Here is a 25,045-nt window from a genome sequence, read left to right as displayed (position 1 = left end):
CGCGGCCTGCCCGCCGCCGCGGCACAGACAGACAGCAAGAGATTCCCCCCATGATCGAAAACTCCCTCTGGCATCCCGTGGCCCAGGCCCACGAAGTTGTCGATGCGCCGCTGGGCGTGCAACTGCTGGACCAGCCCCTGGTGCTGTGGCGCGATCCGCAAGGCCAGGTCCGCGTCTTCGTGGACCGCTGCCCGCACCGTGGCGCACGCCTGTCCATGGGCCGTGTCGAGAACGGCCACCTTGAATGCCCCTACCACGGCTGGCAGTTCGCCGACAGCGGCCAGTGCGTCAAGGTGCCGGCCCTGCCCAGCTTCACGCCCCCGCCCTCGCAGTGCGTGAAGGCCTTCGAGGCACAGGAAGCCTACGGCCTGGTCTGGGTGCGGCTGGGCACGGGCGAGGAGCTCTCGGCTGTTCCGGCCCTGGCGGCCCTGGCGGCACTGCCAGCGTTTGAAGCCGAGGCGGACGCGCACCTGCGCAAGCTCAACTGCGGCCCCTACGACGTTGCCGCCAGCGCGCCGCGCATCATCGAGAACTTCCTGGACATGTCGCACTTCGGCTTTGTCCACGAAGGCTGGCTGGGCAGCCGCGACGCCACGGCCATCGAAGCCTATGCCGTGGAGACCACGGCCACGGGCGTGCTGGCCACGGGCTGCAAGGCCGTGCAGCCGCAGTCCAACCTGCACTCCACCAGCGCGGCCGAGGTCGAGTACACCTACGAAGTCACGGCGCCCTATGCCGCCGTGCTGACCAAGCTGCCCGAATCCGGCACCACCCGGGCCGGCTGGCGCGAGTCCATCGCCCTGTTCATCTGCCCCGTCACCCCCGAGACCAGCCGCGTCTGGTTCCGGCTGGCCGTGGCAGACTTCGACTCGCCCGACGCACAGCTGCAGGAATTCCAGCACACCATCTTCTGCCAGGACCAGCCCGTGCTGGAGTCGCAGCAGCCCAAGTGCCTGCCGCTGGACCCGCGCGCCGAAATGCACTCTGCGGCCGACCGCATGTCGTCCGCCTACCGCCGCTACCTCCGGGCCAGCGGCATCACCTTCGGAGTCTGCTGATGCACACTGTACCCGCCGTGGATGCCGCGCATCTGCCCCAATTGCTCCAGGCCATGCCCAAGGCCGAGCTGCACATGCACATCGAAGGCTCGCTGGAGCCCGAACTGATCTTCGCGCTGGCCCAGCGCAACGGCGTGAAGCTGCCCTATGCCAGCGTGGAAGACCTGCGCCGCGCCTATGCCTTCACCGACCTGCAAAGCTTTCTGGACATCTACTACGCCGGCGCCAGCGTGCTGCTGTACGAGCAGGATTTCTACGACATGGCGCGCGCCTACCTGGCGCGTGCCGCGCAGGACAACGTGGTCCATGCCGAGATCTTCTTCGACCCCCAGACTCACACCCAGCGCGGTGTGGGCATGGAGACCGTGATCAACGGCCTGTACCGCGCCTGCCGCGATGCGGAGATAGAGCAGGGCATCTCGTCGGCGCTGATCCTGAGCTTTCTGCGCCACCTCAGCGAGGAGGACGCCTTCGCCACGCTGGAGGCTGCGCTGCCGCTGCGCGACCGCTTCATCGGCGTGGGGCTGGACAGCAGCGAGGTCGGCAACCCGCCCGAGAAGTTCGCCCGCGTGTTCGCGCGCTGCCGCGAGCTGGGCCTGCACCTGGTCGCGCATGCGGGCGAGGAGGGACCTCCCGCCTATATCTGGGGCGCGCTGGACGTGCTGCATTCCGAGCGCATAGACCACGGCGTGCAGGCCGCGCGAGACGAGGCCCTGATGCAGCGCCTGGTGCGCGACGGCGTGCCGCTGACCGTGTGCCCGCTGTCCAACCTCAAGCTGTGCGTGGTGCCCGACCTGGCGCAGCACAACCTGCCGCAACTGCTGGAGGCGGGTCTCAAGGTCACGGTCAATTCCGATGATCCGGCCTACTTCGGCGGCTACGTGAACGAGAACTACCTGCAGCTGTTCGCCGCCACGGGCATGAACTCGCAGCAGGCCTGGCAGCTGGCGGTCAACAGCTTTGACGCCAGCTTCGTCACGCCCCAGCAGCGCGCCCACTGGATGCGCCAGCTGGAGGCCGTGTTCGCCAAGTACGCAGCCCTGGCCTGAGTCCGCTCAGGCCAGCGCCTTCCTGAGGCGCTCGGCATGCTCTTGCAGCGCCTGCATGCCGGGCTCCTTGCGCGGCCAGCCCAGGCCCACGCCGTCGCCCTCGTGGCGCGGCAGCACATGCAGGTGGAAGTGGAAGACGGTCTGCCCGCCCGCCGCGCCGTTGGCCTGGAACAGGCTGATGCCTTCGGGGTCGAACGCTGACTGCACGGCCCGCGCCACGCGCTGGGCCGTGCGCATCACGGCACCGGCCTCGTCGGGCGTGAGGTCCAGCAGGGTCACGGCATGGCGCTTGCTGGCCACCAGCACATGGCCGGGATTGACCTGGCCGATGTCCATGAAGGCGATGGTCTGCTCGTCCTCGAATACCTTGGCGGACGGGATCTCGCCCGCCACGAGGCGGCAGAAGATGCACTGGCCCGGGGGCGAGGTATCGACGAACATCGGCATGGTCTTGCACTCCTTGGTGGTTGCTTGGGGGTGGAATTTGCCGACGATCTTAGAGCGTGTTAAGCACTTTTAAGTACCCGCGTTGGTTCTGCGCGCTGGTGATCGCAAGGCGCAGTGCGCCGCCAAGGCTGGAGCCTTGGCAAGCGCTGCAACGCCGCGAGCGCCTGCGCGCAGAGCCAACCCTTCGGGAAAGCCGGGAAATGGGCCCGGCCCTTCGTTGCAGCACACTTGCGGTATGGCAACCGCGGCGCGCGCTGCGCCTCGTTCCGGGCCCATTTCCCGGCTTTCGCGGGCACTTAAAAGTGCATAACACGCTCTAGTAGACGGTATCTGCCGCCCCTTATGGAGGCCATAAGCGCAGGCCCAGGCAGCCCCCGGGGCCGCTGCCTATAATCGCGCCCCGCACCGGCCGCTGCCCACGGCAGGTGCGTTTTCATTTCCGGGCCATGTAGAGGAACACCATGTACAAAAACCTCGCAGCCGCAGTCGCGGCCGCAAGTCTTGTATCCACGGCCTTGTCCCAAGGCCATCCCGCCCCTTCATCCCCCGCAGGTTCCACGCCCCTCAAGGCCGCCTTCGTCTATCTGACGCCCGTGCTCGACGCCGGCTGGACGCGCCAGCACGACGAGGGCCGGCGCGCATTGCAGGCGGCCCTGGGCCCGCGCGTGCAGACCCGCGCCGTGGACAGCGTGCCCGAGGGCCCCGACGCCGAGCGCGTGCTGCGCGACCTGGCCGCCAGCGGCAACCAACTGATCTTCACCACCAGCTTCGGCTACACCGAGTCCGTGATGCGCGTGGCGCGCGACTTCCCGCAGGTGAAGTTCGAGTCGGTCACGGGCTTCAAGCGTGCCGACAACGTGGCCACCTCGAATGCGCGCTACTACGAGGGCCGCTATCTGTCGGGCATTGCCGCAGGCCGTGCCAGCAAGACGGGCGTTGCCGGCTTCGTGGTCGGCTTTCCGATTCCCGAGGTGTTGCAGGGCATCAACGCCTTCACGCTGGGCATGCGTTCGGTCAATCCCAAGGCCACGGTCAAGGTGGTCTGGCTGGATACCTGGTTCGACCCGCCGCGCGAGCGCGATGCGGCCATGGCGCTGTTCAACGGCGGCGTGGACGTGGTGTCCTTCCAGGTCGCATCCACCGCCGTGATGCAGGCCGCCCAGGAGCGCGGCCGCATGGCGATCGCCTACCACTCCGACATGCGCAAGGACGGGCCCGACGCCCAGTTGCTGGCCGTCACCCACCAGTGGGGCGACTACTACACGGCGCGCGCCAAAGCGGTGCTGGACGGCAGCTGGAAGAGCCAGGACACCTGGGGCGGCGTGCGCGAGGGCATGATCCGCGTGGAAGGCTTCGGCCCCAAGCTGCCGCCCGCCGTGCGCGAGGAAGTGCTGCAGCGCCAAAAGGACATGGCCCAGGGCCGCCTGCAGCCCTTCAAGGCCGGCGACCAGCCGGTGCGCGACAACCAGGGCCAGGTGCGCATTCCAGCCGGCAAGCAGCTGGACGATGCACAGATCCTGCAGATGAACTGGCTGGTGGAAGGCGTGCAGGCCACTCTGCCCAAGTGATGCGGCCTGCGGGGCGTCCGGTCCTGGAGTAAACCCTAGGATGGCGCCTGCCGATGGCGCCTATAGCGCTGCGGATATGGCATCTGCCTGTCCGCCCGCTAAGCTTGGCGGCATGCAAATCTACCGTTCCTCATTGCTGCGTTTTGCCGACGATGGCCAGGCGCTCTACGACGAAGACGGCCTGCTGGCCGTCGCCCCGGATGACAAGGGGCAGCAGCGCGTGGTCGCCGCCGGCAGCTGGCAGGCGCTGCAGGCGCAGTTCACCGGCCAGCCGGGCGCTGAAGTCACCCATCTGCCGGGCCGCATGCTGGCACCGGGCTTCATCGACCTGCACATTCACTATCCGCAGACCGATGTGATCGGCGCGCCCGCCGCCGGCCTGCTGCCCTGGCTGGAGAAATACACCTTCCCTCATGAGTCGGCCTTCTGCGAACGCGCGCATGCCGACAGCGTGGCCGAGTTCTTCCTGGACGAGCTGCAGCGCAACGGCGTGACCACGGCGCTGGCCTTTGCCACCTCGCACCCCGGGTCGGTCGATGCGCTCATGAGCGCGTCGCAGGCGCGCGGCATGCGCATGATCACGGGCAAGGTCCTGCAGGACCGCCACAGTCCCGACGGCGTGCGCGACCAGACCGAACAAAGCCTGATCGACACCGAAAACCTGATCCAGCGCTGGCATGGCGTGGACCGCCTGGGCTACGCGATCACGCCGCGCTTTGCCCCCACCAGCACGCATGAGCAGCTGCGCGGCGCGGGCGAGCTGGCCGCCCGCTACGCCGATGTCTGGATCCAGTCGCACGTGGCCGAGAACCTGGACGAGGTGCGCTGGGTGGCCGAACTCTTTCCGAAGGCCCGCAGCTATCTGTCGGTCTACGACGACTTCGGCCTGATGCGCGAGCGCGCCGTCTACGCGCACTGCATCCACCTGGACGACGAGGACCGCGCCCTGATGCGTGAACGCAGCACCGCCGCCGCCGTGAGCCCCACCAGCAACCTGTTCCTGGGCAGCGGCTTCTTCGACTTTGCGCGGGCCGACGCCGCGCAGTTCCTCTACGGCCTGGCCAGCGACGTGGGCGGCGGCATGAGCTTCAGCCCTTTCCGCACCATGCAGGCCGCCTATGTGGCGGGCCGCGAGGGCCAGACCAAGCAGGGCCTGAGCCTGTCTCCGGGCAACCTGTGGTGGCAGCACACGGCGGGCGCGGCGCGCGCCCTGGGCCTGGCGGGCCAGGTGGGCAACCTGCAGCCGGGCTGCGAGGCCGACTTCGTGGTCATCAACCCGGCCTGCACGCCGCTGCTCGAGCGCAAGACCCGCCAGGCCGAGAGCCTGGACGAGCTGCTGTTCGCCATGATCATCCTGGGCGATGACCGCCTGATCGAGCGCACCGTCGTTTCTCAAGCAAAATAGCGCCTTTGCGCCAGTGCCCTGCCGGGTGCTGGCGCTTGACAAGTGCAGCTAGGGAACGAGGAATTGCCATGAGCATCAAGAGCGACAAGTGGATCCGTCGCATGGCCGAGGATCACGGCATGATCGAGCCTTTCGAGCCGGCCCAGGTTCGCAACGTCGATGGCCGCAAGATCATCAGCTACGGCACCAGCAGCTATGGCTACGACATCCGCTGCGCACCCGAATTCAAGGTGTTCACCAACATCCACAGCACCGTGGTGGACCCCAAGAACTTCGATGAAAAGAGCTTCGTCGATTTCGAGGGCGACAGCTGCATCATCCCGCCCAACAGCTTCGCGCTGGCGCGCACGGTCGAGTACTTCCGCATCCCGCGCAACGTGCTGACCATCTGCCTGGGCAAGAGCACCTACGCGCGCTGCGGCATCATCGTCAACGTCACGCCCTTCGAGCCCGAATGGGAAGGCTATGTGACGCTGGAGTTCTCCAACACCACGCCGCTGCCCGCCCGCATCTACGCCGGCGAGGGCTGCGCCCAGGTGCTGTTCTTCGAGAGCGATCCCGACGATGTCTGCGAGGTCAGCTACCGCGACCGTGGCGGCAAGTACCAGGGGCAGGTGGGCGTGACGCTTCCCAAGGCCTGACGGCTTTGGCCCGGCAGACAAGGCCCGCAGCGAAAGCTGCGGGCCTTTTTCATCGCCGGGCCGCCCCAAGATGAAAAGCGGCCCCCTTGGGGGGCAGCGGACCTTGCGCAGCAAGGGTCGCGTGGGGGTCATTCTTCATCGCCGGGCCGCCCCAAGATGAAAAGCGGCCCCCTTGGGGGGCAGCGGACCTTGCGCAGCAAGGGTCGCGTGGGGGTCATTCTTCATCGCCGGGCCGCCCCAAGATGAAAAGCAGCCCCCTCGGGGGGGCAGCGGACCTTGCGCAGCAAGGGGAGCGTGGGGGTCATTCTTCATTCCACCAGCGCCGGTGCGGCGTCGATGCGCGAATGCGCGCCGCAGCTCTCGCGCCGTGCGGCGGCGGCCGTGGCCATGAGCCAGCAGACATCGAGCTGGTTGCGCAGCGCATGGCCTGCGGCAGGTGCCAGCCTTTCCCGCCATGCCGCAATGCGCTGCACGGCCTGCGCCAGGCCCTGGTCGCTGCGCTGTATGCCCACGCAGTCCTGCATGAGCTGGCGCAACTCCTGCGCGATGGCGGCCGTGTCCTGCTCCTGTGCGCCGGCCTGCAGGGTTTCGGTCGGCCGGGCCAGCGCCGGGGCGGCTGCTGGCTGCTGCGCGATGGCCCGGGCGGCCGCGCGGCCCATCACCACGCATTCGAGCAGCGAATTGCTGGCCAGCCGGTTGGCGCCGTGCAGTCCGGTGCGCGCCACCTCGCCGATGGCGCGCAGGCCATCGACATCCGTGCGCCCGTCGATATCGGCCAGCACGCCGCCGCAGGCGTAGTGGGCGCAGGGGGCCACGGGAATCGGCTGCGTCGCAATGTCGATGCCATGGCTGGCGCACAGGGCCATCACGCCCGGGAAATGCGACTGCAGCCAGGCGCGGGGCCTGTGGCTGATGTCCAGGTGCACGAAGGCCAAGCCATGGCGGTCCATCTCGTGCCGGATGGCCCGGGCCACGATGTCGCGCGGCGCCAGTTCGGCCCGCTCGTCATGGGCAGGCATGAAGCGCGTGCCGTCCGGCAGGCGCAGCAGGGCGCCTTCGCCACGCAATGCCTCGGAGACCAGGCCGGCCGCGCGGCCGCCCACCTGCAGGGCCGTGGGATGGAACTGCATGAACTCCAGGTCGCCTACGCGGCAGCCTGCGCGCCAGGCCATGGCCACGCCATCGCCCGTGGCGGTGGCCGGGTTGGTGGTGGCGGGATAGACCTGCCCCAGCCCGCCCGTGGCCAGCACGGTATGCGCGGCATGCCAGCGCTGCTGGCGGCCATCGGGCAGGCGCACCAGCGCGCCTGTGCAGTGCGCAGGCTGTCCTTCGGTCAGCAGGTCCAGCGCGCTGGTGTGTTCATGCAAATCGATGTTCGCGCGCTCCCGGCAGGCGCGCAGCAGGGCGGCGTGCACGGCCTGGCCGGTGCAGTCGGCGGCATGCACGATGCGGCGGCGGCCGTGGCCGCCCTCGCGCGTGAGGTGCAGGCCACCGCTGTCGTCACGCGTGAAAGGCACGCCGTGGGCCACCAGCCAATCGATGGCGTCGGGCGCCTGCTCGAGGATGGCGCGCACGGCCTGCGCATCGCACTGGCCTGCGCCCGCGACCAGGGTGTCCGCCAGGTGTTCGTCGATGCTGTCCTGTGCATCCAGCACGGCGGCAATGCCGCCCTGGGCCCAGGCGCTGGCGCATTCCTCGGCCGCGCCCTTGCTGAGCAGGGCCACGCGCAGATGCGGCGGCAGCGACAGGGCAGCGGCCATGCCGGCCAGGCCGGCGCCGATGATGAGTACGTCTGTGCAAGGCTGTGTCATGGCGCTGTCCTCAGGCGGGACCGAAGTGCTGGAAGAGCGCCGCATCGCGCGCAAGGTCGCCGCTGGCGCGCACGGGCTGGCGGTGGCCGGCCGCGAAAGCCAGCATGCGTTCGATGGGCCGGCGCGCGGCCTGGGCGATGGCGGGATCCACCTCGATGGCGCACAGGCCCTGCTCCAGGGCCAGCTCCACGCCCTGCAGGCTGTTCATCGCCATCCACGGGCACATGGCGCAGCTCTTGCAGGTGGCGCCTTGGCCGGCCGTGGGCGCGGGCAGGAAGGTCTTGCCCGGGTAGCGCATGCGCATGTCGTGCAGGATGCCCTGGTCGGTGGCCACGATGAAGGTGTCTGTGGGCAGCCGGCCAGCCGCGTTGATGAGCTGGGTGGTGGAGCCCACCACGTCCGCCTGGGCGGCCACGGCGGCCGGCGACTCGGGGTGCACGAGGATGGCGGCCTGCGGATACTCCAGCGCCATGGCGGCCAGTTCGTCGGCCTTGAACTCGTCATGGACCAGGCAGGAGCCATGCCACAGCAGCATGTCGGCGCCGGTCTGGCGCTGGATGTGGGCGCCCAGGTGGCGGTCGGGGGCCCAGAGGATCTTCTCACCGCAGGCGTGCAGGTGGGCCACGATGTCCTGTCCCACCGACGATGTGACCACCCAGTCGGCACGCGCCTTCACCGCCGCGCTGGTATTGGCGTAGACCACGACCGTGCGGTCCGGGTGGGCGTCGCAAAAGGCGCTGAACTCGTCTGCCGGGCAGCCCAGGTCCAGCGAGCAGCTGGCGTCGTCGTCGGGCATGAGCACGCGCTTTTCCGGGCTGAGGATCTTGGCGGTCTCTCCCATGAAGCGCACGCCGGCCACGACCAGGGTGCTGGCCTGGTGCTGGGCGCCGAAGCGCGCCATCTCCAGCGAGTCGCCCACGCAGCCGCCGGTCTCGCGCGCCAGGTCCTGCAGTTCGCCATCCACGTAGTAGTGGGCCACGAGCACGGCATCGCGCTCGTGCAGCAGGGCGCGTATGCGCTCGGTGGTCCGAAGGCGCTGGGCGCGGTCCAGTTCAGGGGGAATGCGGGCCCAGGCCTCGCCGATGCCGCACTGGCCGGCGTGGGAGAAATGGGGCTTGTCGTACTGCACGGATTTGAGCTGCATGGTGGCCGTCCGGGACTGTGGAAAAGGTCTGGTGATGGCTGCGAATAATATGCTCAATTTGAGTATTAGTGTGATGTTTTTTCCCGCACTGGTGTTTTGCGGCAGGCGGCAAGCCGAGGGGGCAGAAAGCGGCGCGGGGCCGTCTCAGCGCTGCAGCTGCACGTTGTTGCGGCCTGCGCCCTTGGCCTCGTACAGCGCTTCGTCGCCACGGCGCAGCATGGCGGCGGCCGTGTCCGTGGTGCCGCGCAGCGTGGCCACGCCCACGCTGGCGGTGACGGGCTCGCCGTGGGCCATGGGCGTGGAGGCCAGCAGTTCGCGCAGTTGCTCTGCAATGGCCACGGCCGCGTCGGCCGTGGTGTCGGGCAGCAGGGCCAGGAATTCCTCGCCCCCCATGCGGGCCAGCACGTCGGACTCGCGCAGCCGCATGCGGAAGGCGCGCGCCAGGGTGCGCAGCACGGCGTCGCCCATGTCATGGCCATGCTGGTCGTTGATGCGCTTGAAGTGGTCCACGTCGATGACGAGCACGCTCAAGGGGCGGCCGCTGCGGCGCGCCAGCGCCATGGCGAAGTCCAGCTGGAAATCGAAGCCCCGGCGGTTGAGCAGGCCCGTGAGCGGATCGCTGCGCGCCTGGTGCTCCAGCTCGGCATTGGCCTGCTGCAGCTGCAGGGTGCGCTCGCGCACCTGGCGCTCCATGGCCTCGTTGGCCGAGCGCAGCTGGGCAATGCTGCCGCGCAGCGCCTGCGAGAGGCGGTGCACTTCGCGGCTGCTGTGCAGCTGCGGAATGTCCGGCGCCGCGCCGCTGCCATCGATGCCGTTGGCCGCGCGGGCCAGGCGCTTGAGGTCCTGGCTGAGCCTTCGTGCCACCAGCCAGGCGATGACGGCGGCCACCAGCGCCGCCGCCAGGCCGCCGGCCAGCACCTGGTGCATGGCCTGGCGCGCGGGCGCATAGGCGCTGTCGTGCGGCTGGCGGGCCACGATGTGCCAGCCCATGGCCGTCACCCGGTTGTGGGCCTGCAGTGGCACGGTGGCCGTCAGAAAGCTCTGCGGGCTGTCCTGCCAGCGCGCCACCTGCACGGGCAGCAGCGTGGCATCGGACGTATCGGCAGACACGGTATGGGCCACCGGCAGGCGCTGGTCCAGCGCCTGCAGCGGCTCCAGGCTGTCGCCCGGGGCGTGGATGATCTTGCCGTGGCGGTCAAAGATGAAGAGGCCGATCTGGCGATCCCCGCTGTCGGCCTGCTGCAAGGTCTGCATGGTCTCTCGCACCCATTCCCAGCTGCTGTGCATGCACAGCACGCCCTGCGTGAGTCCGCCCACGCGGATGGGCGCTGCAAAGTCCATGAACCGGCGCGGCGCGCCGTCGGCCGGGGGCGCAAGCAGCGCGGCCATGCGCGGCGAAGAGGCACGCACGTCGCCCACATGCACGCGCTGCAGCCCCGGCTCGAACCAGGGCCGGTCGCTGACATCGTGGCCCACCAGCAACTGGTCGGTGGCGCTGCGCACCGTGCCTTCGGCGTCGGCCACGCCTATCCAGAGGTTGGACGGCGTCAGCGAACGGGCGCGGTTGAGCAGCGCTCCCACGCCCGGGGAATCCAGCCCTTGCACCCACAGCTCCGGCGAAGCGGCCAGCACCTCCACGGTATGGGCACGGCTGAACAGCCCTTCAGACAACTGCCGCGCCGCGTTGGAGGCCATGGCATGCAGCGAGGCGCTGACCTCGCGCTCCATGCGCCAGCGCAGCAGTTCGCCGAAGGCCAGCGACATCAGCACCGTCACGCCCACCAGCAGCGAGCCGAAGACCAGGGCCAGTTGCGTGCGCAGGCCCAGGCGCTGCCAGCGGCCGGGCTCGGTGCTTGGGGGCGGGGCGGGGGAATCCGGGGGAGAAAGCTCGTTCAACGCAGAAATCCGTCGTCAACTGTTCTGAAGCGCAGCCCGGCGCATTGCCAGGCGGGTGGCCGCAAGGTCCCAGCCCCCCCATCCGCAGGATTTGAACAGCACCGGCACCTGCGGGCGCAGCCATTGCTCGCGCACCACCTGCTCCAGCGTGGGCAGGGCGGCCACGTCCATGCCCGCCTGCAGCAGATCACCCGCTTCGTGCAGCGCATCTGCGGTATCGACGACGACGCGGCCCGCCTGCGCAAGGCCCAGGCACAGGCTGGGCGCCAGCTCCACCATCTGCGGCGTGAAGGCGCCCACGGCCGAGACGAAGGCATCGGCGCGCGGGGCTGCATGCAGCACCACGGCGCGGGCCGGCGTGCAGGTCACGATCAGCGGGCAATGGCGCGCGGCGGCCTCCAGATCCTGCACGGCACTGGCCTGCAGGCCCATGGCATGCGCCTGGCTGACCAGTGACTGGGCGCTCTCGGCGCTGCGCGATGCCACCTGGACCTCGCGCACGCCCAGGCCTGCTGCAAAGGCCTGCATATGGGCCAGGCCCTGCACGCCGGCGCCCACGATCAGCAGCGGGCCCTGCGGATTGGGAGCCAGCCTTTGCGCGGCCAGCAGCGATACGGCGGCCGTGCGCCGCGCCGTGACCGTGGGGCCGTCCAGGATCAGGCGGCGCTCGCCCGTGGCCACATCGAAGACCACCACATCGCCCTGGATGGTGGCGCGCGGCGTGCCGGCATTGCCGGGCGTGAGGCTGATCAGCTTGGTCATGGCCACCTGCCCATCGGTGGCGGGCATGCAAAACAGGCTGCCTCCTGCGGGCAGCGGCATCACGATGCGCGGCGGCACCTGCACTGCCCGGGGCTGCAGCAGTACAGCCGCGATCTCTTCGGCCAGCTCCTTCCAGGGCAGCAGGGCGGCCGTGGCCTGCGCGTCTAGGGCGGCGGAGGAGTGCGTGCTGGAATGGCTCATGGCCGCGACTGTACACAGTAGGCGCGCGCAGGCCAATGCGCGATGTGTCCGGTGGTGCACCCAGGCCCGCGCGGGCCTGCGCAGGCACTACGATGTCGCCTATGTCACAAAAGCCTTCTTATCCGCGCGAGGAGCCCAGCTGGGACGGTTCGGCGCGGCCCGAAGCTCCCCGCAAGGAATCGGCCCCGCGCTACGAGCAGCAGCGGCGCGGGCCCGCGCCCGAACCGTGGCAGCGCGAGGAGCCTCCCAGCGAACAGGCACCTGCGCCCCGCAGGCCCGGCGAGCCTGCACGCGAGCGGCGCAGGCGCGGCGGATGGGGGCTGGGCCTGGCGGTCGTCGTCGGCCTGTGCATCGTCGCCGCGCTGCTGGCCGGCATGGTGCTGGTGGCGCGCGAGCAGGTACTGCGCAGCCAGGCGCCGCCCGTCACTGCCCCCATGGCGGTGCAGCCCGTGCGCTGATACACGCCGTATCATTGCCGGGACTGCGGACGCTGCGGCCCCGCAGGTTCCGACGTAATATCGCCGCCCGATGCTGCAGGCCGCAGCACAGATCCAGGAGCGAACACCATGAGATGGGAAGGCAACCGCGAGTCGGACAATGTGGAGGACCGCCGTGATGACGGTGGTGGTGGCGGTGGTGGTCCCGTCTTTGGCGGGCGCAGCATCGGCATCGGCACCATCGTCATCGCCCTGGTCGGTGGCTGGGTGCTGGGCATCAATCCGCTGACCATCCTGGGGGCGCTCAGCGGCGGCGCGCCGGTGCAGGTGCAGCAGCCCCAGGGGCCGGCCCACAAGCCGCCGGCCGACGACCAGCTCGCCCGCTTCGTCTCCACCGTGCTGGCCGATACCGAGGATGTGTGGCGCGAGGTGTTCCGCCAGGGCGGCGCCCAATATGCCGATCCCAAGCTCGTGCTGTTCCGCGGCGCCACGCCCACGGCCTGCGGCACGGGGCAGTCCGCCATGGGGCCGTTCTACTGCCCTGCCGACCAGAAGGTCTATATCGACCTGGGCTTCTACGAGACGCTCAAGAACCAGCTGGGCGCGCCCGGCGATTTCGCCCAGGCCTATGTGATTGCCCACGAGGTGGGCCACCACGTGCAGAACCTGCTGGGCATCAGCGCTCAGGTGGACCGTGCGCGGGGCCGCGTCAGCAAGGTCGAATACAACCATCTGTCGGTCAAGCTGGAGCTGCAGGCCGATTGCCTGGCCGGCGTCTGGGCGAACCGCGCGCAAAGCGCACGCCAGATCCTGGAGCAGGGCGATGTGGAGTCGGCCATGAATGCCGCTTCCAAGATCGGCGACGACGCCCTGCAGCGCGCCGGTGGCGGCGCCATCGTGCCCGACAGTTTCACGCATGGCACCAGTGCCCAGCGCCAGCGCTGGTTCAGCACCGGTCTGCGCACCGGCAGCGTCAAGTCCTGCGACACTTTCTCGGCCGCTTCGCTTTGAAAAATGCCCCCCCGAGGGGCGCTTTCCCATCTCGAGGCGGTGGCCCGGCGATGAAAAAATGCCCGCATAGCGGGCCCTCCTACCGGGTTTTTGCGGGTTGCGCTCACGCAACGCCATGCTTGTCCAGGTGCCAATTGGCGTTATTGCAACGCACAAATCGCGCTAGGTGCGACAATAGCGTCCTCAATGACAAGCTCTTTCTCCAATCTCCAACTGGCCGAGTCCCTGGCGCGCGCCGTGGCCGACATGGGCTACGAGTCCATGACGCCCATCCAGGCGCAGGCCATTCCGGTTGTTCTGACCGGCAAGGATGTCATGGGCGCAGCCCAGACCGGCACGGGCAAGACGGCAGCGTTCTCGCTGCCGTTGCTGCAGCGGCTGATGCGCCACGAAAATGCCTCCGCTTCGCCTGCACGGCACCCCGTGCGGGCGTTGGTGCTTTTGCCCACGCGCGAACTGGCGGACCAGGTGGCTCAGCAGATCGCCCAGTACGCCAAGTACACCAAGCTGCGCAGCACCGTGGTGTTCGGCGGCATGGACATGAAACCGCAGACGCTGGAACTGAAAAAGGGCGTCGAGGTGCTGGTGGCCACGCCGGGCCGGCTGCTTGACCATATCGAAGCCAAGAACGTGGTGCTCAACCAGGTCGAGTACGTGGTGCTCGACGAGGCGGACCGCATGCTGGACATCGGCTTCCTGCCCGACCTGCAGCGCATCCTGTCCCATCTGCCCAAGACACGCACCACCTTGCTGTTCAGCGCCACCTTCTCGCCCGAGATCAAGCGCCTGGCCGGCAGCTACCTGCAAGACCCCGTCACCATCGAAGTGGCCCTTCCCAACGAGACGGCGTCCACGGTGGAGCAGCGCTTCTACAGCGTCAGCGACGACGACAAGCGCTATGCGCTGCGTTCGCTGCTCAAGCAGCGCGAGATCCGCCAGGCCTTCGTCTTTTCCAACAGCAAGCTGGGCTGCGCCCGCCTGACGCGTGCCCTGGAGCGTGATGGCCTGCGCGCAACGGCGCTGCACGGCGACAAGAGCCAGGACGAGCGCCTGAAGGCGCTTGAAGCCTTCAAGCGCGGCGAGGTCGATCTGCTGGTGTGTACCGATGTCGCGGCCCGCGGCCTGGACATCAAGGACGTGCCGGCCGTCTTCAACTACGACGTGCCCTTCAACGCCGAAGACTATGTGCACCGCATCGGCCGCACGGGCCGCGCAGGCGCCTCCGGCATTGCCGTGACCCTGGTGACCAACCACGATGCGCGCCTGGTGGGCGAGATCGAGAAGCTCATCAAGAAGAAGATCAACGTCGAAACCTGCCCCATGGAAGATTTCCGCGGCAGCGCACCGCGTGGTCACCGTTTCGACGAGCTGCCGCGCCAAGGCGCTGGCGGCGGGTACGGTCGTGAACGGGATCGCGGCGGCGAGCGTGGCGATCGCGGTGCCGATGCCGCACGCGGCAGCACGGGCTTCGGCCATCGCGGCTCGCGCATGGCCCAGCGCCCGGCGCATTCCGACCCCTTCTTCGACAAGCCCTATGAGCCTTCGGCCAGCGCCGACGCCAACTGGGAAAGCCAGCGCGCTGCGCCCAAGGCCGGCGGCAACATCAAGCCCAAGCGCAAGCTGGCGGCGCTGTTCAAGGCGCCGGTCGCGCCCGCCGCGCCCGTCGCCACCTCCGAGGTCTGAGCGCCGCACACGCGGCCTGCTTCCCGAATAACGCCTGCCTTGCAGGCGTTTTTTCATGGGTGCACGGGCTGCTCCCGATCAGCCTGGGGCCTGGGCCTGCGGGCAATCCACCTGGATCAGCTCCCTGTCCGCCAGATGGTCGCCGAAGCGCATCATGCTCAGGCAGCCACCCCAGACGCAGCCCGTGTCCAGCGCCACCAGATCGGGCCGGTTGATATGGCCCAGCGTGGACCAGTGGCCAAAGGCAATGGGCACGCCCGCCGTGGCGCGGCCCGGCACATCGAACCAGGGCATGAGTCCTGGCGCCGCCTGCTCTGCCGACTCCGTGCTGTCGAAATCCATGACCCCCTGAGCGCTGCAAAAACGCAGCCGGGTCAGCGCGTTGACGATGACACGCAGCCGTTCCCAGCCCTGCAGATCCGGCGACCAGCGATCGGGCTGGTTGCCGTACATGGCTTGCAGGAAATCCGGCAATTGCGCGCTGCGAAGTACCGTGTGCACCTCGCCTGCAAGGTCCATCACTTCCTGGGCGGTCCACTGCGGCAGCACGCCTGCGTGGACCATCAGCAGCTCATCGCCATGCACCGTGCGGTGGCTGCGCGCCAGCGGCTGCTGTCGCAGCCAGTCCAGCAGCTGGTCACGATCGGGCGCTTGCAGCACCTGGGCCAAGGTGTCGCGGCGGCTGTTGCGGCGCACGCCGTGGGCGGCGGCCAGCAGGTGCAGGTCATGGTTGCCCAGCAGGGCGCGCATGGAGTCGCCGGCGGCCATGCAGGTGCGCAGTACCTTGTCCGATGCCGGGCCGCGATTCACCAGGTCGCCGAGGATGTACAAGGTATCGCGGCTGGCGGAGAAATCCACGCGTTGCAGCAGGCGCTCAAAGGCGTCGTGGCATCCCTGGATATCACCGATACAGTAAAGTGCCATGGTCTTCTTTCTGATATACGAACCATGGATTTTCTGCTGATCGCGTTGCTTACGCTGCTCAATGGGGTGTTTGCAATGTCCGAATTGGCACTGGCCTCCAGCCGCAAGGCTCGGTTGGTGGCACTGGCTGAAACAGGCGACAAGGGAGCGGTGGCGGCACTGGCCTTGCTCGACAACCCCACGCAATTTCTTTCTTCGGTGCAGGTGGGCATCACCTCCATCGGCCTGCTCAACGGTATTCTGGGTGAGGCGGCCTTCAGCGACGGACTGGCCGCATGGCTGCTGGGCCTGGGCGTTCCAGAACGCGCAGCCAGCATTTCGGCAACGGCAGTCGTCGTGACCGTGATCACCTTCGTCACCATCGTTTTCGGCGAACTGGTGCCCAAGCGCATCGGCCAGCTCTATCCCGAAACCGTGGCCCTCGTGGTCTCGCGGCCCATGACATGGGTGGCGTCGGCAGCCAAGCCTTTTGTGCGGCTGCTGGCCTTCTCCACCCGCGCCATGCTGACCTTGCTGCGCATCAATGAATCGGCGGCACGCTCCGTGACCGAGGAGGAGATCGCGGCCAGCCTTGCCGAGGGCCGCGATGCCGGCGTCATCGAGGCCAGCGAACACCAGATGGTGCAGAACGTCTTCCATCTCGATGACCGCTCGCTGACGTCGATCATGGTGCCGCGCGGCGATGTGCAATGGCTGGATGCCGACATGACCGTCACCGAGGCATTGCAGGCCTCGGCCGATGACCACGCAAAGGGCGGCCATTCCTGGTATCCGGTGTGCCGCAATTCCCTTGATGACGTGGTCGGCATCATCAGCGTGGCGCGCCTGCTGGCATTGGGTCCCGATGCGGCGGGCTCCACGCTCTACGAGCATGTACTGCCGGCCTCGTTCCTGCCCGAGACGCTCAGCGCCATGGAACTGCTGGAGCAATTGCGTGCCCGATCCGGGCGCATGGTGTTCGTGGTGGATGAATATGGCGTGGTGCAGGGCATCATGACGCCGCGCGATTTGCTGGAGGCGATTACCGGCGAGTTACAGCCTGTGACCGAAACGGAAGCATGGGCCATGCAGCGTGGGGATGGCTCCTGGTTATTGGACGGGCTGATGCCCATATCGGAGCTGAAGGCGCGCCTCGATATTCGTGACCTGCCCGATGAGCACCGTGGCCGATACAACACCGTTGCCGGCCTTCTCATGGCGGAAAGCGGTCATTTGCCGGTTCTGGGAGAGCGGATCAGCTGCGCGGGCTGGATCTTCGAGGTGATTGATCTCGATGGCAAACGCATTGACAAGGTGCTTGCCATTTCGGAATTATCCGAAGGCTCCTCGCTGCAATAGGCAACTGCGATATTGTGGATTTTGCTTACATGCGTCTTGCCCTGTAGGGCGATTATGTTTTTATAATGAAAGCTCTTAAACAACTTTCAAGGCGCACACCATGAGCTCTTACAAGGAATTGCTGAAGCAGCGACAGGAACTGGAGCAACAGATCCAGGAAGCGCGCAAGCGTGAGCTGTCTGACGCCGTGGGCAAGGTTCGCAATTTGATTGCCGAATATGGCCTGACTGCGGATGACGTCTTTCCTTCGGCTCGTGGTCGCGGCAATGCGGGTGCAACGGGCACCAAGGTGGCGCCCAAGTACCGTGATCCCGCCACTGGCCAGACCTGGACCGGACGCGGCAAGCCGCCGAAGTGGATTCAGAATCAGGACCGCGAAAAGTTCGTCATCTGATTTTTCCATCGCGCATGTTGAAAGAGCCCGCCTTGTGCGGGCTTTTTTCATTGGCACGGCCATTTGTCAAAAATTGATTCGGTTGAGAATGACTATCATGCGCTGTGCAAAACGTGGGCCTGTGCACGGACATTGCGCGGCGGCGATGCCAGGGTCGATTTCTGGCGGTAACGCAAAATGCACGGTGCCAGTGATGCACCTTGCGGCAGTTTGGAGCATGCGAGGTGGGTGTTTCCGGGTCGCGGCGTCTCAACGCATGGCGGATGCATGCGTGTTTCAGACAAATCCGATGATTTTTTGATTTTCTTCAGTGGTGGCCGACTTGAATATCCAGGCACCAGCCACCATGGGCGAAGGCAGGGGCACAATACGCGCATGAACAAGCAGGTGTTGATTGCCGGCGGCGGCATTGGTGGCCTGGCTGCCGCGATTGGTGCATCGCGGGCGGGCTGGGAAGTGCGTCTTTTCGAACAGGCACGCGTGCTCAGCGAAGTGGGGGCTGGAATCCAGCTGGGGCCGAATGTGGTGCGCCGCCTGCAGGCCTGGGGCCTGCAAAAGCCGCTGCAGCAGGTGGTGGCGCTGCCGGACAGCCTGCGGGTGCGCAGCGCCGCCACAGGGCAGGAACTGGGGCACATGCCTCTGGGCAGCGAGGCCGTGCATCGCTACGGCGCTGCCTACGCCACCATCCACCGGGCCGATCTGCAGCAGCTGCTGAAGGAAGCCGCTCAGACTTATCCGGGCATGCACCTGAACCTGGGCCAGCCCATTGAAGGCTTTTCCGAAACGGACGGCGTGGTCACCGTGCGAACCCAGGCCGGCAAGCTGATCGAAGGCGATGCCCTGGTCGCCGCCGACGGCGTGCGCAGCGTCCTGCGCCAGCAGCTGCTGGGCGACGGCCCGCCGCGTGTCACCGGGCACCTGGCCTACCGCGCCCTGGTGCACCAGGCCCAGTTGCCCAAGCGGCTGCGTGCCACCGATGTCACGGCTTGGCTGGGCTCGCGCATGCATGCCATCCAGTACCCCGTGCGCCGGGGCGAGCTGCAGAACCTGGTGGTCATCGTCCAGGGCCCGGCGCCCGAGGACCTGGCGAACTGGGACCACGCGGGCAATCTCGATGATCTGGTGCGGGTGCTGCAGGGCAGCTGCCCGCACCTGCTGGACCTGGTCCAGCATGTGCCTGCCGCTGGCGGTGACTGGCGGCTGTGGCCGGTGGGCGATCGCCCGCCCGTGCAATCGGCCGCGCAGATGGCGCGCGGCGTGGTGGCGCTGCTGGGCGATGCCGCCCACCCCATGCGCCCCTATCTGGCCCAGGGCGCCGGCATGGCGATTGAAGATGCAGCCGAGCTGCAGCGCGCCCTGTCCATGCACGATCTCGACGTCAACATGCGCCTGCGCCGCTACGCGCTCAATCGCTGGCAGCGCAATGCGCGCGTGCAGGCGCGCTCGCAGCGCAATGGCCGCATCTTCCATGCCACGGGTCCGGTGCGCTGGGGGCGTGACCTGTCGCTGCGCCTGCTGGGCTCCCGGCTGATGGATCTGCCCTGGCTGTACCGTGGCGATGGCTCGGCCGCCAACGCCTTGTAGAGGCACAGACTCCGGCCGCTAGGCGGCGGATACCTGGCGCAGCAGCGGCGAGGAGGGCAGGAAACGGAACGCGGTTGACGCACCGACGAGGGTGGCCGCAATCGAGATCATCACGGCCTTGTAGGGCTCCACGCCCCAGGCCTCGGCCCAGGCCGCCACCCAGCCCGTGAACCATTGCACCAGGGCCACGCCCAGGAACATGGCCATGGTGAACAGCGACAGTGCGCGGCCGGTCATCTCTGGGGGGTAGGAAGCGCGCACATCGGCGTACTGCAGCACCGAATAGCCCGACAGCAGGCCCATGGCGAAGATCAGCGCCACATTGGTCCAGCCATGGTGCAAAAAGGCCATGAGCATGAACAGGCTGCCCATGAGCAGCGAGTAATTGGTGAGCCAACGCCGGCGCCGCCCTGGGCCGGGGTCCATGCGCCCGAAAATCGCGGGGCTGAACAGCGAGATCATCGATACGACCAGCGCCACATTGCCGCTTTCCACCAGCGAAAAGCCATAGCGATGGATGAGCAGCGGCCCCAGCCACAGGCCGCGCAGCGCCAGAAACGATGCATAGCAGGCCATGGCCAGCAGGACGATACCCAGGGTGTGCGGCAGCGTGAACAGCTCGGCCATGCGGCGTGCCGCCACGCCCCAGCTTTCCCGTGCGGCGGTCTGTGCTCCGCGGCGGGCGGGCTCGTGCACGCGCCACCAGATCAGCAGCCAGGACAGGGCCGACATCACGGCCAGCAGCGCAAAGCCCGAGCGCCAGCCGAAATGCTGGACCAGCCAGGCCAGCGGCGTGCCTGTGAACAGCAGCCCCAAGCCGCCCACGCCCATGCCCACGCCCGACAGAAAGGCGAAGCGGTCCATGGGAAAGTGGCGCGAGATGAACATGGTGCAGGCCAGGAAGGCCGGCGAGCAGCCCACGCCGATCAGCAACTGGCCCACCATCAGCCAGCCGTAATTGGGTGCGGCGGCGGACAGTGCCGACCCCGCGATCGCCAGCGGAAACGACAGCAGCACCGTGCGGCGCAGGCCATAAAGATCCATGCCGATGCCCATGAGCAGCTGGGCCACGCCGAAGGACAGTCCGAACAGGCCCGCAAAGGCCCCCAGCGACTGGGCCGTAAGCCCGAAATCCTGCTGCAGGCCGGTCGCCATGACCGAGGTCGTGGTGCGAAAGGCCTGGCTCAGCGCAAAGGCCGAGAGCAGGGCCAGCAGCATGGCCCACAGCAGCTGGCTGCGTGGCGGCGGTGCTGCGGTGGAGGTCTGCGAAGCCTCTGTGTGTGTGTTGTTGTGTGGGGGCTGTTGCGGCGCTGCGGACACGGTATTTCTCCTGGCGCCGCAGCTTACCCGTTTGCGCGCATGCGCGCTGTCGCCACCGCAGCGGTCTGCCGTCGGTGGCGCCCGCCAGTTCTTACAGCTCGGTGCGCAGCGCCCAGATTTCGGGGAACAGCACCACGTCCAGCATCTTGCGCAGGTAGCTGACGCCGCCGGTGCCGCCCGTGCCGCGCTTGAAGCCGATGACGCGCTCCACCGTGGTCAGATGGCGGAAGCGCCAAAGTCGGAAGGCGTCCTCGATGTCGGCCAGCTTTTCGCCGAGCTGGTACAGGTCCCAGTGCTGGTGGGGATCGCGGTAGACCGTGATCCAGGCCTGCTTGACGCCTTCGCTGGCCTCGTAGGGCTGGGTCCAGTCGCGCTCCAGCCGGTCGGCGGGCACCTCGATGCCCTCGCGCGCCAGCAGTTGCAGGGACACGTCGTAGAGCGAGGGCGAGCGCCATGCCGCCTCCACCTGGGCCAGCAGGTCGGGCCGGTGGGCATGGGGCTGGAGCATGGCGGCGTTCTTGTTGCCCAGCGAAAACTCGATGCAGCGGTACTGGTAGCTCTGGAAGCCGCTGGAGTTGGCCAGGTAGGGACGCATGGCCGTGTACTCGGGCGGCGTCATGGTGGACAGCACGGTCCAGGCGCTGACCAGTTGCTCCATGATGCGGCTCACGCGGGCCAGCATCTTGAAGGCGTCGGCGCGCGTGCCGCCTGCGATGGCGGCCGTGGCGGCTCGGACCTCATGCAGCATCAGCTTCATCCACAGCTCGCTGGTCTGGTGCTGGATGATGAACAGCATCTCGTCATGCGCGGGCGACAGCGGGTGCTGGGCCGTGAGGATCTGGTCCAGGTGCAGGTAGTCGCCATAGCTCATGGACTGGCTGAAGTCCAGCTGGGCGCGCTCCTCTTTGACGATGGATTCGGTGCGGCCGGGGCTGTTCATGGGACAGCCGGAGTGTTCGGTGGTCATGTGGGAGTCTCGCAAGTCTCGATGCGGAAAATGCAGGGCGCAGCGTAACCGAATCCCGCGCAGCAATCCTGCGGGTTGCAAGAAGCGGGATGCGCGTCCGCGCCGGGCTGCGTAGAGTAGGGCATCCGATGACCCTGAAAGACATGCCGTGTCCCACCAAGCCATGAATCAAGCCAGCGATGCCCCTGCCAACCCCGCTGCCCTGGTGGCCCGATGCTGCCGCTGGCTGGAGACCGAGGAGCCGCCCCCCGCCCTGGGCGCGCTGGCAGAACGCTCGGGGCTGAGCCCCTGGCAGCTGCACCGATTGTTCAAGCAGGCCACGGGCCTCACGCCCAAGGCCTATGCCAAGGCGCACCGCGCGCGTGCGCTGCGCCAGGCGCTGCAGCCAGGCCAGAGCGACTCGGTCACCGATGCCGCCTACCTCAGCGGCTATGCGGCCAGCAGCAGTTTCTACCGCGATGCAGGCGCCATGCTGGGCATGGCGCCCGGTGACTACCGGCGCGGCGGCATGCGCCAGACCATCCGCTTTGCGGTGGCCGAATGCACGCTGGGCAGCATCCTGGTGGCCAGCACCGATCGCGGCGTGTGCTGCGTGCTGCTGGGCGACGATGCCGAGGCCCTGGTCCAGGACCTGCAGCAGCGCTTTCCGCTGGCCGAACTGGTGGGCGGCGATGCCGGATTCGAGCACACCGTGGCCCAGGTCGTGGCCCTGGTCGAGCAGCCGCGCCGGGGCCTGGCACTGCCGCTGGATGTGCAGGGCACGGCCTTCCAGCAGCGCGTATGGCAGGCGCTGTGCGCCATTCCCGCCGGCCAGACGCTGAGCTATTCGGAACTGGCCCTGCGCCTGGGCATGCCCACGGGTGCCCGGGCCGTGGCCAGCGCCGTCGCGGCCAACCCCATTGCCGTGGCCGTGCCCTGCCACCGCGTGGTGCGCAACGACGGCAGCATCTCCGGCTACCGCTGGGGCGTGGAGCGCAAGCGCGCCCTGCTGCTGCGCGAGGCGCGCCAGGCGCAGGAGGCGGCTGGCAAGGACGCTGGGCACGCACCGCTGCGCCAGGCAGGAAGCGCATGAGCGGGCAAGGACAAGGGCCAGGGCAAGGGCGTGGCACCGGCCAGACCTATCAGACGCAGCAGCAACTGACGCTGCCGGCCGGCTACCGCATGACCGAGTTCTGGGGCTTTCACCGGCGCGATGCCCAGCGCCTGTCCGAATGCGATCTGCAGGATGGCGGCACCATCCGCATGCACAAGGGCCTGATGTGGAAAGGCCTTCCCACGCTGCTCACCCTGGAGCTGACGCCGCAGTGCGAAGAGGCGGCCGTGGTGCAGGCCCGATGGCGCCTGCCCGCCGGTGCAGGCGCAATCACCGGCATGGACGATGTGCTGGCCGCCATGCTGCGGCGCATGTTCGGACTGTCCCAGGATGTGGGGGAGTTCGAGCGCCGCTTTGGCCGCCATGAGCGGCTGGGACCGCTGCTGGCGCGCCAGCGGGGCCTGCATGTGCCCGCGGCCTGCACGCCCTGGGAGGCGCTGAGCTGGGCCGTCACCGGGCAGCAGATCAGCGTGGCGGCAGCCGTGTCGCTGCGCCGCCGCCTGATCGCCGCAGCCGGCCAGCCGGTGGCGCTGCACGATGGCCATGCCGACGCGCCGCAGCAGCTGTGGTGCATGCCGGAGGCCGCGCAGGTGGCGCAGCTGAGCGAGGACGACCTGCGCGCGGCCGGCTTTTCCCGGAGCAAGACCCATACGCTGCGCCTGCTGGCGCATGCCGTGCAGGCGGGCGAACTGCCGCTGGACGATTGGGCCGCCATGCCCGAGCTGCCCGCCAGCGAGATCAGCCGGCGGCTGCTGGCCCTCAAGGGCGTCGGCCCGTGGACCGTGAACTACATGCTGCTGCGCGGCTATGGCCACCTGGACGGCCCGTTGCACGGCGATGTGGCCGTGCGCCGCGCCCTGGCGCGGCTGCTGGAGACGGAATCCGTGGACGCCGCGCAGACCGGTTTGTGGCTGCGGGACTTCGCGCCCTGGCGCGCCCTGGTCGCGGCCCATCTCTGGGCCTCGCTGTCGTCCACGGCGTTCTGAAGGGCTGGCTCCAGCCTTCAGGTCACCGCATTGACGCGGTTGAACTCCGGCTTGCGCCATTCGCCCGATTCCAGCACCTGGCGCAGGTGCTCCACGGCATGCCAGACATCTTCGAATCCCACGTACAGCGGCGTGAAGCCGAAGCGCAGGATGTCCTTGTGCAGGCCCGTGCCGTCGCCCTTGCGGAAGTCGCCGATCACGCCGCGTGCGATCAGCGCCTGCACGATGGCATAGGCGCCGCTGTCCTTGCCGCCCACGCCCAGCCCTTCCTCGCGCGTGAGGCAGACCTGGGAGCCGCGCCGGCCGTGCTCGCGCGGCGTGGCCAGGCCCAGGCCGTGGCCCTGGCAGCGTTCCTCGACCAGGGCGATGAACAGGTCGGTCAGCGCCAGCGACTTGTTGCGCAGCGCGTCCATGCCGCCCAGCGGCTCCACGGCCGTGAACACGTCCAGGCCGCACTGCAGCACGCTCAGGCTGACCATGGGCTGGGTGCCGCACAGGTAGCGCTGTATGCCCTGGGCCGGGTGGTAGTCCGGCACGAACTTGAAAGGCTCGGCATGGCCGAACCAGCCCGACAGCGGCTGCCAGAAGCGGTTGATCAGGCGCGGGTTGGCCCAGACAAAGGCCGGCGCACCGGGGCCGCCGTTGAGGTACTTGTAGCTGCAGCCGATGGCGAAGTCGGCATTCGCGCCTTTGAGATCGACAGGCACGGCACCCGCGCTGTGGCACAGGTCCCAGACGCAGAGAATGCCCTTGCCCTGCGCGGCAGCCGTCACGGCAGCCATGTCGTGCATGGCGCCCGTGCGGTAGTTCACATGGGTGAGCATGCAGATGGCGACCTCGTCGGTCAGCGCGCCGGCAATTTCCTCGGGTTCGAGCAGCACCAGCTCCAGGCCGTATTCCTGGCAGACCGACTGGGCGATGTAGAGGTCGGTGGGGAAGTTGCTGCGCTCGCTGATCAGGCGCTTGCGCTGCGGCGCGTCCTCGCGCGCGATACGGGCCGCCGCCGTCAGCACCTTGTAGAGGTTGATGGAGGCCGTGTCGGTGAACACCAACTCGCCCGCGCCCACGCCCAGCCAGGGGGCGAACTGGTCGCCCAGGCGCTGGGGCAGGCTGATCCAGCCGGCGTCGTTCCACGAGCGGATCAGGCCCTGCGCCCATTCCTGCTGCACCACCTCGGCCACGCGCGCGGCGGCGGCGCGGGGGCTGGCGCCCAGCGAATTGCCGTCAAGGTAGATCACGCCTTCGGGCAGCGTGAATTGGTCGCGCAGGGCGCGCAGCGGGTCTTGCGCATCGAGGGTGAGGCAGTCTTGCAGGCTCGTCACGGGG

Annotated in this window: 22 protein-coding genes; 13 read left to right on the top strand and 9 right to left on the bottom strand. The window is 68.1% G+C overall.

Annotated elements, in window-relative coordinates; genetic code table 11:
• The first annotated feature begins 50 nt into the window (after positions 1 to 50).
• Together G4D77_RS08285 and G4D77_RS08280 are read left to right on the top strand one after the other, a co-directional pair.
• Positions 51 to 1,058, top strand: a complete 1,008-nt coding sequence (locus G4D77_RS08285; RefSeq protein ID WP_154835119.1) for an aromatic ring-hydroxylating dioxygenase subunit alpha — start codon at positions 51 to 53, stop codon at positions 1,056 to 1,058.
• Complete coding sequence (locus tag G4D77_RS08280) at positions 1,058 to 2,107, top strand: adenosine deaminase (RefSeq protein WP_126312422.1); 1,050 nt, start codon at positions 1,058 to 1,060, stop codon at positions 2,105 to 2,107. Before G4D77_RS08285 ends, G4D77_RS08280 begins: the two co-directional genes overlap by 1 nt.
• A gap of 6 nt (positions 2,108 to 2,113) precedes the next feature.
• Here the strand turns inward: G4D77_RS08280 and G4D77_RS08275 are convergent, their stop codons facing one another.
• Positions 2,114 to 2,554, bottom strand: a complete 441-nt coding sequence (locus G4D77_RS08275) for an HIT family protein (RefSeq protein WP_126312423.1) — start codon at positions 2,552 to 2,554, stop codon at positions 2,114 to 2,116.
• 461 nt (positions 2,555 to 3,015) lie between these two features.
• Between G4D77_RS08275 and G4D77_RS08270 the strand changes: the two genes are divergently transcribed.
• The 3 genes from G4D77_RS08270 to dcd all read left to right on the top strand — a co-directional run bounded on the left by G4D77_RS08270 (position 3,016) and on the right by dcd (position 6,168).
• The gene (locus G4D77_RS08270) at positions 3,016 to 4,122 is read left to right on the top strand and encodes a BMP family ABC transporter substrate-binding protein (protein ID WP_046986662.1); all 1,107 of its coding nucleotides are present in this window, start codon (positions 3,016 to 3,018) and stop codon (positions 4,120 to 4,122) included.
• Between the two features lie 112 nt (positions 4,123 to 4,234).
• Positions 4,235 to 5,527, top strand: coding sequence for a guanine deaminase (guaD, locus tag G4D77_RS08265; protein WP_154835117.1), 1,293 nt, complete (start codon positions 4,235 to 4,237; stop codon positions 5,525 to 5,527).
• Positions 5,528 to 5,595: 68 nt separating this feature from the next.
• On the top strand, positions 5,596 to 6,168 hold the full coding sequence (gene dcd, locus G4D77_RS08260; RefSeq protein ID WP_013803686.1) for a dCTP deaminase: 573 nt from the start codon (positions 5,596 to 5,598) through the stop codon (positions 6,166 to 6,168).
• A 308-nt stretch (positions 6,169 to 6,476) separates the two neighbouring features.
• On the opposite strand, the gene nadB is transcribed toward dcd, so the two are convergent.
• The 4 genes from nadB to G4D77_RS08240 all read right to left on the bottom strand — a co-directional run bounded on the left by nadB (position 6,477) and on the right by G4D77_RS08240 (position 11,982).
• Positions 6,477 to 7,979, bottom strand: a complete 1,503-nt coding sequence (nadB, locus tag G4D77_RS08255; protein WP_154835115.1) for an L-aspartate oxidase — start codon at positions 7,977 to 7,979, stop codon at positions 6,477 to 6,479.
• A 10-nt stretch (positions 7,980 to 7,989) separates the two neighbouring features.
• Complete coding sequence (nadA, locus tag G4D77_RS08250) at positions 7,990 to 9,123, bottom strand: quinolinate synthase NadA (protein ID WP_017405637.1); 1,134 nt, start codon at positions 9,121 to 9,123, stop codon at positions 7,990 to 7,992.
• Positions 9,124 to 9,267: 144 nt separating this feature from the next.
• Positions 9,268 to 11,019, bottom strand: a complete 1,752-nt coding sequence (locus G4D77_RS08245) for a sensor domain-containing diguanylate cyclase (protein WP_016449011.1) — start codon at positions 11,017 to 11,019, stop codon at positions 9,268 to 9,270.
• 15 nt (positions 11,020 to 11,034) lie between these two features.
• Positions 11,035 to 11,982: a delta(1)-pyrroline-2-carboxylate reductase family protein gene (locus G4D77_RS08240; protein ID WP_154835113.1), complete on the bottom strand. Its 948-nt coding sequence runs from the start codon at positions 11,980 to 11,982 to the stop codon at positions 11,035 to 11,037.
• A gap of 101 nt (positions 11,983 to 12,083) precedes the next feature.
• On the opposite strand from G4D77_RS08240, the gene G4D77_RS08235 reads away from it, so the two are divergent.
• From G4D77_RS08235 to G4D77_RS08225, 3 genes are all read left to right on the top strand, one after another.
• Positions 12,084 to 12,440 carry a hypothetical protein gene (locus G4D77_RS08235; RefSeq protein ID WP_227472599.1) on the top strand — a complete coding sequence of 119 codons (357 nt, stop codon included), beginning with the start codon at positions 12,084 to 12,086 and terminating at the stop codon, positions 12,438 to 12,440.
• A gap of 108 nt (positions 12,441 to 12,548) precedes the next feature.
• Positions 12,549 to 13,430 (top strand): KPN_02809 family neutral zinc metallopeptidase, encoded by an 882-nt coding sequence (gene ypfJ, locus G4D77_RS08230; RefSeq protein ID WP_154835111.1) that lies wholly within the window; start codon positions 12,549 to 12,551, stop codon positions 13,428 to 13,430.
• 186 nt (positions 13,431 to 13,616) lie between these two features.
• Positions 13,617 to 15,113: a DEAD/DEAH box helicase gene (locus G4D77_RS08225; protein ID WP_154835109.1), complete on the top strand. Its 1,497-nt coding sequence runs from the start codon at positions 13,617 to 13,619 to the stop codon at positions 15,111 to 15,113.
• A 78-nt stretch (positions 15,114 to 15,191) separates the two neighbouring features.
• On the opposite strand, the gene G4D77_RS08220 is transcribed toward G4D77_RS08225, so the two are convergent.
• Entirely contained in the window at positions 15,192 to 16,037 is an 846-nt protein-coding gene (locus G4D77_RS08220; protein WP_016449006.1) for a symmetrical bis(5'-nucleosyl)-tetraphosphatase, read from the bottom strand.
• Positions 16,038 to 16,061: 24 nt separating this feature from the next.
• Here G4D77_RS08220 and G4D77_RS08215 point away from each other — a divergent pair, with 24 nt between their 5' ends.
• From G4D77_RS08215 to G4D77_RS08205, 3 genes are all read left to right on the top strand, one after another.
• On the top strand, positions 16,062 to 17,375 hold the full coding sequence (locus G4D77_RS08215; RefSeq protein WP_154835107.1) for a hemolysin family protein: 1,314 nt from the start codon (positions 16,062 to 16,064) through the stop codon (positions 17,373 to 17,375).
• Positions 17,376 to 17,475: 100 nt separating this feature from the next.
• Positions 17,476 to 17,769 (top strand): H-NS histone family protein, encoded by a 294-nt coding sequence (locus G4D77_RS08210; protein ID WP_016449004.1) that lies wholly within the window; start codon positions 17,476 to 17,478, stop codon positions 17,767 to 17,769.
• A 375-nt stretch (positions 17,770 to 18,144) separates the two neighbouring features.
• Positions 18,145 to 19,353 (top strand): FAD-dependent monooxygenase, encoded by a 1,209-nt coding sequence (locus tag G4D77_RS08205; protein WP_016449003.1) that lies wholly within the window; start codon positions 18,145 to 18,147, stop codon positions 19,351 to 19,353.
• A gap of 18 nt (positions 19,354 to 19,371) precedes the next feature.
• Here G4D77_RS08205 and G4D77_RS08200 read toward each other — a convergent pair whose 3' ends face one another.
• The gene (locus G4D77_RS08200) at positions 19,372 to 20,673 is read right to left on the bottom strand and encodes an MFS transporter (RefSeq protein WP_154835105.1); all 1,302 of its coding nucleotides are present in this window, start codon (positions 20,671 to 20,673) and stop codon (positions 19,372 to 19,374) included.
• A 91-nt stretch (positions 20,674 to 20,764) separates the two neighbouring features.
• The gene (kynA, locus tag G4D77_RS08195; protein WP_034365327.1) at positions 20,765 to 21,640 is read right to left on the bottom strand and encodes a tryptophan 2,3-dioxygenase; all 876 of its coding nucleotides are present in this window, start codon (positions 21,638 to 21,640) and stop codon (positions 20,765 to 20,767) included.
• A gap of 163 nt (positions 21,641 to 21,803) precedes the next feature.
• Here kynA and ada point away from each other — a divergent pair, with 163 nt between their 5' ends.
• A complete protein-coding gene (gene ada, locus G4D77_RS08190) occupies positions 21,804 to 22,712 on the top strand; it encodes a bifunctional DNA-binding transcriptional regulator/O6-methylguanine-DNA methyltransferase Ada (protein ID WP_017407564.1) in 909 nt (302 codons plus the stop codon).
• On the top strand, positions 22,709 to 23,719 hold the full coding sequence (locus G4D77_RS08185; protein ID WP_154835103.1) for a DNA-3-methyladenine glycosylase family protein: 1,011 nt from the start codon (positions 22,709 to 22,711) through the stop codon (positions 23,717 to 23,719). Before ada ends, G4D77_RS08185 begins: the two co-directional genes overlap by 4 nt.
• Positions 23,720 to 23,736: 17 nt before the next feature.
• Here the strand turns inward: G4D77_RS08185 and kynU are convergent, their stop codons facing one another.
• The gene (kynU, locus tag G4D77_RS08180; RefSeq protein WP_154835101.1) at positions 23,737 to 25,041 is read right to left on the bottom strand and encodes a kynureninase; all 1,305 of its coding nucleotides are present in this window, start codon (positions 25,039 to 25,041) and stop codon (positions 23,737 to 23,739) included.
• Positions 25,042 to 25,045: the final 4 nt, after the last annotated feature.

This window comes from Delftia sp. WY8, assembly GCF_018437695.1.
Classification (GTDB): Bacteria; Pseudomonadota; Gammaproteobacteria; order Burkholderiales; family Burkholderiaceae_C; genus Comamonas; species Comamonas tsuruhatensis.
The sequence above is the reverse complement of the archived record's forward strand: the minus strand, read 5'-3'. Positions and strand labels throughout refer to the sequence as shown.

What these genes read in the sequence shown, in the direction of transcription:
- G4D77_RS08275 (WP_126312423.1), bottom strand. Translation starts at nt 2,554, where the DNA reads ATGCCGATGTTCGTCGATACCTCGCCCCCGGGCCAGTGCATCTTCTGC.
- G4D77_RS08240 (WP_154835113.1), bottom strand. Translation starts at nt 11,982, where the DNA reads ATGAGCCATTCCAGCACGCACTCCTCCGCCGCCCTAGACGCGCAGGCC.
- G4D77_RS08205 (WP_016449003.1), top strand. Translation starts at nt 18,145, where the DNA reads ATGAACAAGCAGGTGTTGATTGCCGGCGGCGGCATTGGTGGCCTGGCT.
- G4D77_RS08210 (WP_016449004.1), top strand. Translation starts at nt 17,476, where the DNA reads ATGAGCTCTTACAAGGAATTGCTGAAGCAGCGACAGGAACTGGAGCAA.
- G4D77_RS08285 (WP_154835119.1), top strand. Translation starts at nt 51, where the DNA reads ATGATCGAAAACTCCCTCTGGCATCCCGTGGCCCAGGCCCACGAAGTT.
- ypfJ (WP_154835111.1), top strand. Translation starts at nt 12,549, where the DNA reads ATGAGATGGGAAGGCAACCGCGAGTCGGACAATGTGGAGGACCGCCGT.
- G4D77_RS08185 (WP_154835103.1), top strand. Translation starts at nt 22,709, where the DNA reads ATGAGCGGGCAAGGACAAGGGCCAGGGCAAGGGCGTGGCACCGGCCAG.
- G4D77_RS08270 (WP_046986662.1), top strand. Translation starts at nt 3,016, where the DNA reads ATGTACAAAAACCTCGCAGCCGCAGTCGCGGCCGCAAGTCTTGTATCC.
- nadA (WP_017405637.1), bottom strand. Translation starts at nt 9,123, where the DNA reads ATGCAGCTCAAATCCGTGCAGTACGACAAGCCCCATTTCTCCCACGCC.
- G4D77_RS08215 (WP_154835107.1), top strand. Translation starts at nt 16,062, where the DNA reads ATGGATTTTCTGCTGATCGCGTTGCTTACGCTGCTCAATGGGGTGTTT.
- dcd (WP_013803686.1), top strand. Translation starts at nt 5,596, where the DNA reads ATGAGCATCAAGAGCGACAAGTGGATCCGTCGCATGGCCGAGGATCAC.
- G4D77_RS08220 (WP_016449006.1), bottom strand. Translation starts at nt 16,037, where the DNA reads ATGGCACTTTACTGTATCGGTGATATCCAGGGATGCCACGACGCCTTT.
- nadB (WP_154835115.1), bottom strand. Translation starts at nt 7,979, where the DNA reads ATGACACAGCCTTGCACAGACGTACTCATCATCGGCGCCGGCCTGGCC.
- ada (WP_017407564.1), top strand. Translation starts at nt 21,804, where the DNA reads ATGAATCAAGCCAGCGATGCCCCTGCCAACCCCGCTGCCCTGGTGGCC.
- G4D77_RS08235 (WP_227472599.1), top strand. Translation starts at nt 12,084, where the DNA reads ATGTCACAAAAGCCTTCTTATCCGCGCGAGGAGCCCAGCTGGGACGGT.
- kynA (WP_034365327.1), bottom strand. Translation starts at nt 21,640, where the DNA reads ATGACCACCGAACACTCCGGCTGTCCCATGAACAGCCCCGGCCGCACC.
- guaD (WP_154835117.1), top strand. Translation starts at nt 4,235, where the DNA reads ATGCAAATCTACCGTTCCTCATTGCTGCGTTTTGCCGACGATGGCCAG.
- G4D77_RS08280 (WP_126312422.1), top strand. Translation starts at nt 1,058, where the DNA reads ATGCACACTGTACCCGCCGTGGATGCCGCGCATCTGCCCCAATTGCTC.
- G4D77_RS08225 (WP_154835109.1), top strand. Translation starts at nt 13,617, where the DNA reads ATGACAAGCTCTTTCTCCAATCTCCAACTGGCCGAGTCCCTGGCGCGC.